This is a genomic window from Azonexus sp., from assembly GCF_036170495.1.
Lineage (GTDB): Bacteria > Pseudomonadota > Gammaproteobacteria > Burkholderiales > Rhodocyclaceae > Azonexus.
This window is the reverse complement of sequence record NZ_JAVHPH010000480.1, coordinates 1-1,542: the sequence shown is the minus strand read 5'-3', so window position 1 is coordinate 1,542 and position 1,542 is coordinate 1. Positions and strand designations below refer to the sequence as shown.

Below are 1,542 nucleotides of genomic sequence, written 5' to 3'. Positions count from 1 at the left end.
TGAAATTCCCCAGGCCGCAGAACATGTCGGCGATCCGCTCGCCCGGTTGCGGGTCAAGCAGGCGCATGGCGCGGCGAACCAGCACGCGATTCACCGCATGGTTAACCTGGGTAAAATCATTGGGCTTGAAATCGAACTCGAGGTCGAACTCGGGCAAGGTGTACGACAAACGCTGGCCGGGCAACGGATGAAAACGCCGGATGGAATCCGGCCCCTTCGGCTGCAGGTAGAAGACAATGGCATGCCGGTCGGCAAAATCGCGCAACAACCGCTCGTCAGCCGCAGTGAGCGGATCCAGAATGCGCAACAGCACCGCCGTACAATGCTCGCCAACCGCCACCTCAACCTCGCGGATGCGCTCGGCCACAGTCAATGCGCGCAGCAGTGCGCGCATCGGCATCAGCAGGGCCGAGACATGGGGCGGCAAAATGTCGCAGCCTCGAATGTCGGCAATATAGCTGCTCCGCCATTCATGGAAACCGATCAGCACGTCCCCGTTTTTCGAAACCTGGCGAACCGCCAGTCGAGCCCGGTGCCGATAACCCCAAGGCTCGCCCTGAATCGGCGGCAGGATCGTTTCCGGACGAACGCGTCCGATGTGCCAGAGACTGTCTTCGAGCACGCGCTGCTTGGCGGCGACCTGCGCCGACGGATCCATGTGCTGCATGGCACACCCGCCGCAAACACCAAAATGCGGACAGCGCGGCAGGACACGAGCATTTGAAGGCTTGATAACGCGAACGAGGTTCGCCAGCTCGAATTTGGATTTTTTCCGGAAACTGGCGTATTCAACGGTTTCACCGGGCAAGGCCCCATCGACAAAGATAGTCTTGCCATCTTGACGGGCAATCCCGCGTGCCTCGTGGTCCAGCGATTCAATGATCCCGATTGGCACGGTCAACTCCAAAAAAGCGCGAATTTTATCAATCGGTTACACTATGCGCCATGGCTCGCGAACTAATTACCTCATGGGCAGACTACCAGATGGCGCTCGACCGTCTGCTGGCCATTGCCTGTCATAAGATCAGCATTTATGACGAAGACCTTGTCACACTGAAGCTAGAATCCCCCCCCCCGCCTGCTTCATATAAAACGCATCCTTCAGGCGGGTGAGCGCGATACCCTGCAAATAGCCGTTCGCAATGGCGGTCCGATCCGGCAGAAACACCCACTACTTCTCAACCTGCTCACCACCTACGGCCATCTTGCCGTTGCCCGTCAGACGCCGCCACAGCTTGCCCATTTTCGGGACAGCATGATCCTCGTTGACGACCAGCACGCCCTGATCCGCTTCGAACGAGATTTGCCGCGCAGCAAATTGCTCGTCGATGAAATTGACGAAGTCCGCCCCTATTTAACCCGCTTCAAGGAAATCTGGTCAGAAGGAGGAGAAAGTGTGACCAGCACTGCGCTTGGGCTCTGATCTTCAAGCCCTATTTTGCAGCGCAGCAAGTCTCACCCAGACAAAATAAATTGTTGCTATAATTGCTGACTGATTAGGTAGCTCCTGATCACCGATCAATTCAGATTTTATTGCCTCTT

General features: G+C 56.7%; 2 protein-coding genes. One reads left to right on the top strand and one right to left on the bottom strand.

The window, feature by feature from the left end; genetic code table 11:
- A partial coding sequence (locus ADADOO_RS17325; RefSeq protein WP_511278765.1) for a TRAM domain-containing protein occupies nt 1-895 on the bottom strand: 895 nt, incomplete at its 3' end.
- Nucleotides 896-1,255: 360 nt separating this feature from the next.
- On the opposite strand from ADADOO_RS17325, the gene ADADOO_RS17320 reads away from it, so the two are divergent.
- Nucleotides 1,256-1,423, top strand: coding sequence for a hypothetical protein (locus ADADOO_RS17320; RefSeq protein ID WP_511278764.1), 168 nt, complete (start codon nt 1,256-1,258; stop codon nt 1,421-1,423).
- The last annotated feature ends 119 nt before the right edge of the window (nt 1,424-1,542 follow it).

What these genes read in the sequence shown, in the direction of transcription:
- ADADOO_RS17320 (WP_511278764.1), top strand. Translation starts at nt 1,256, where the DNA reads ATGATCCTCGTTGACGACCAGCACGCCCTGATCCGCTTCGAACGAGAT.